The 3356-nt window shown below is 60.0% G+C and carries 6 protein-coding genes; 5 read left to right on the top strand and 1 reads right to left on the bottom strand.

Features of this window, described 5'->3' with window-relative positions; genetic code table 11:
- Positions 1 to 196: hypothetical protein (locus tag RUW20_RS06510; RefSeq protein WP_313951390.1), on the bottom strand; the 196-nt coding region annotated here is incomplete at its 3' end.
- Here RUW20_RS06510 and RUW20_RS06505 point away from each other — a divergent pair.
- The 5 genes from RUW20_RS06505 to RUW20_RS06485 form a co-directional block, all read left to right on the top strand.
- Entirely contained in the window at positions 195 to 539 is a 345-nt protein-coding gene (locus tag RUW20_RS06505; RefSeq protein WP_313951389.1) for a PepSY domain-containing protein, read from the top strand. The genes RUW20_RS06510 and RUW20_RS06505 overlap by 2 nt on opposite strands.
- Before the next feature lie 57 nt (positions 540 to 596).
- Positions 597 to 1193: an undecaprenyl-diphosphatase gene (locus RUW20_RS06500; RefSeq protein WP_313951388.1), complete on the top strand. Its 597-nt coding sequence runs from the start codon at positions 597 to 599 to the stop codon at positions 1191 to 1193.
- Positions 1194 to 1273: 80 nt separating this feature from the next.
- Complete coding sequence (locus RUW20_RS06495) at positions 1274 to 2050, top strand: hypothetical protein (RefSeq protein ID WP_313951387.1); 777 nt, start codon at positions 1274 to 1276, stop codon at positions 2048 to 2050.
- Positions 2051 to 2089: 39 nt separating this feature from the next.
- Positions 2090 to 2848 (top strand): hypothetical protein, encoded by a 759-nt coding sequence (locus RUW20_RS06490; protein ID WP_313951386.1) that lies wholly within the window; start codon positions 2090 to 2092, stop codon positions 2846 to 2848.
- Positions 2849 to 3019: 171 nt separating this feature from the next.
- Positions 3020 to 3356 (top strand): response regulator (locus RUW20_RS06485; protein ID WP_313951385.1); only part of this gene is annotated, 337 nt, incomplete at its 3' end.

Below are 3356 nucleotides of genomic sequence, written 5' to 3'. Positions count from 1 at the left end.
TACGACCGCTACAGCCAGCTTGATGTGCTTGATTTGCCGCTTTCCGAAATGAGCCAGAATGACCGATCGCCTGGCTCTGGGAAGTGCATCGATACGCTTTTTTCTCGCGCGGCGTTTGCTCAGTACCAGCTAAGTCTGGCTGCGTACTCTTTGAATCACGCAACTTTCTGCGTGAATGAAAAAGGAGTACGAACATGGACAAGACCACCAAATTTGCGATCCTGGCCACGGCGATGGCCACCCTTGGCGGTGCCGCTTACGCCGCGAGATCCACCGAAAACGACGCCCTGGCGATCAACCGGGCAAAAATCCCCATCGCTCAGGCAATCAGCATCGCCGAGAAACAGCACACCGGCAGGGCGAGCCAGGCCGAGTTCGAACACACCAAACAGGGCGCGATCTATGAAATCGAGGTCGTCGCCGGGGCCAAGGTCTTCGACGTCAAGGTCGATGCGGACAAGGGCACCATACTGTCCTCAGCCGAGGACAATGTCGACCGCCACGAGGGTCGCGACGAAGATCACGTCGAAAAGGATTGATGGCGCTGGTTTCCGCCCCGTCAGCATTCGCCGATGGGGCGTTTTTTGGAGAGTCCCGTGGAAGCGTTCAACCAAAGCCTGTTTCTGCTGATCAACGCTCCGGCGCATCCCGCTGCGCTGGTGTTAACGGTTGCCGTATTTCTCACGCAATACGCTGTCCTGACGATTCCCGCGGCCTTCGTCGTCGCGTGGTTGCGCGGCGGCGAAGCAACGCGCGAAGCTTTGTTGCTGGCGACTTTTACCGTCGTCGTAGGCTTGCTGCTCGGCTATGTCATCGGCGCAATCTGGCCGCATCCCCGGCCGTTCGCCATCGGTTTGGGTCATACCCACCTCGAACACGTCGCCGACGCCTCCTTCCCGAGCGACCATTTGACACTGGTCTGGGCGGTTGCTTTCAGCTTCCTGCTGGATCGTCGCACTCGGATCGTCGGGTTTTTACTGGCGTTTCTCGGGTTGCCGGTAGCCGTGGCGCGCATCTATCTCGGCGTTCACTTCCCGTTCGACATGGCCGGTGCGGCGGCGGTGGCGGCGTTCAGCGCCTGGCTGTGTCGGCGCGAAGCGCACTGGCTGGTAGAGCCGGTTCTTCCGTGGACGTTGATGGCTTACCGACGCCTTTTCGGCCCACTGATTCGACGTCGCTGGGTGGCCGAATGAAGACCCCCCTATGCCACAGCTAAGACTACGCCGCCAAACTCCGGTTGTACCTTTTCCACCACCGCCTGCGGGAGGACATCATGAATACCCTGTCACGTGACGATACACAGCGCATGCTCAACAAGGTTCCGGAAGTCACGCTGTTCTTCTGGATCATCAAGATCATGGCCACCACGGTCGGCGAAACAGCCGCTGACTTTCTCGATGTGAATCTCGATTTCGGCCTCACCGGGACCTCACTGGTCATGGGCGGGCTGTTGCTCGTCGCGCTGTTGGCGCAGATCAAAACAAGACGCTACGTTCCCTGGATTTACTGGCTTGCCGTGGTGCTGATCAGTGTTTTCGGTACCCTTGTAACCGACAACCTGGTCGATAATTTCGGTGTCTCCCTGCAGACCACCACCGCCGTCTTCAGCGTCGCCCTGTTGGCTACCTTCGGGCTCTGGTACGCGAGCGAAAGAACGCTCTCGATCCACACCATTTTCACGACTCGGCGCGAACTGTTCTACTGGGCCGCCATCCTGTTCACCTTCGCGCTTGGCACCGCCGCCGGTGATCTCGCCGCTGAAGGCCTGCAACTGGGTTACGCCAATTCGGCGCTGATATTTGGCGCGATGATCTGCGCGGTCACGGTCACCTATTACCTGTTCCACCTGAACGCGGTGCTGGCGTTCTGGGTCGCCTATGTGCTGACCCGTCCGTTCGGCGCCTCCTGCGGCGATCTGCTCTCACAACCGGTCGCCAACGGCGGACTCGGCCTGGGAACCGTGGTCACCAGTGCCATTTTCCTGCTGACAATCCTGGGTCTGGTTGCCTACCTGACAGCGACCGATCGTCGTCTGGCCGAGCGGGTCTGATCAACACGCACAAACGTTAACCAAGGGGAATTCCAAACCATGATGACAACAACTGAACGCGCTTTGAGCAAAGTGCCCGAAGTGACTTTGATTTTCTGGATCATCAAGGTCGCGGCGACCACTCTCGGCGAAACGGCCGGCGACGCGGTATCGATGTCGATGAATCTGGGCTATCTGGTCGGAACGGGCATTTTCGCGGTGATTTTTCTGGCCGCCGTGATCGCCCAGATCAAGGCCCGGGATTTCCACCCGCTGCTGTACTGGACGACCATCATTGCGACCACCACCGTCGGCACGACACTGGCCGATTTCGCCGATCGTTCGCTGGGCATCGGTTATGCCGGTGGCTCGACCCTGTTGTTCGCCCTGCTGATGGCCTCGCTCGTACTCTGGTACCGGACCTTGGGTTCGGTCGCCGTCGAGGCCATCAGCTCACCGCAAGCCGAAATGTTCTACTGGATCACGATCATGTTCTCGCAGACGCTCGGTACCGCGCTCGGAGACTGGACCGCGGGCACGGCAGGCCTGGGCTATAGCGGTGGCGCGCTGGTATTTTCGGTCCTCCTCGGGATGGTGGCCGCAGCTTACTTCTGGACGCAGATTTCGCGTACCGCGCTGTTCTGGGCCGCTTTCATCCTGACCCGGCCGCTTGGCGCGGTGGTGGGCGACCTTCTCGACAAACCGGTAGCTTCCGGTGGCCTCGCACTGAGCCGGTATAGCGCATCCGCAGTACTCATCGCGTTCGTCTTGTCGATGATCCTGCTGTTCAAGCAACGTCCCGCCCAGCGGGTTCATTGATGCCCCGGCCGGCAGAGGTTTCGCAGACTTCGTTGTGTCGCCCCTGTCGGTTTCAACGCACGCCGTTGACCATTTTCCGATGGCGTCCGTCGCCGCGCTGCTGGCCTTCTGGCATGATGGTCTTTGCCCGGCGAGCGGGCGCGCGCTGAAGCGTTTCACGCAGGGGGTTCGATGCGAGTTCTACTTGTCGAAGACGATCGGATGATCGGCGAAGCCGTGCAGGCGGCGCTGCTGGACGCTGCCTATGCCGTTGATTGGGTACGCGACGGGCAGATGGCGATTGATGCCTGCGAAATTCATCACTACGACATCGTACTGCTCGATCTTGGTCTGCCGAAGAAAGATGGCCTGCAGGTGTTGCGCATCGTTCGCGCACGCAACGATGCGGTGCCGGTGCTCATCATCACCGCACGTGACGCCGTTGAGAGCCGTATTCAGGGCCTCGATCTTGGCGCCGACGACTATCTATTGAAGCCTTTCGAGATGGCCGAGTTGTTGGCGCGCATGC

The organism is Accumulibacter sp., from assembly GCF_032229525.1.
Lineage (GTDB): Bacteria > Pseudomonadota > Gammaproteobacteria > Burkholderiales > Rhodocyclaceae > Accumulibacter.
Note: the sequence above shows the minus strand (reverse complement) of the source record. Positions and strands in the feature narration are given on the sequence as shown.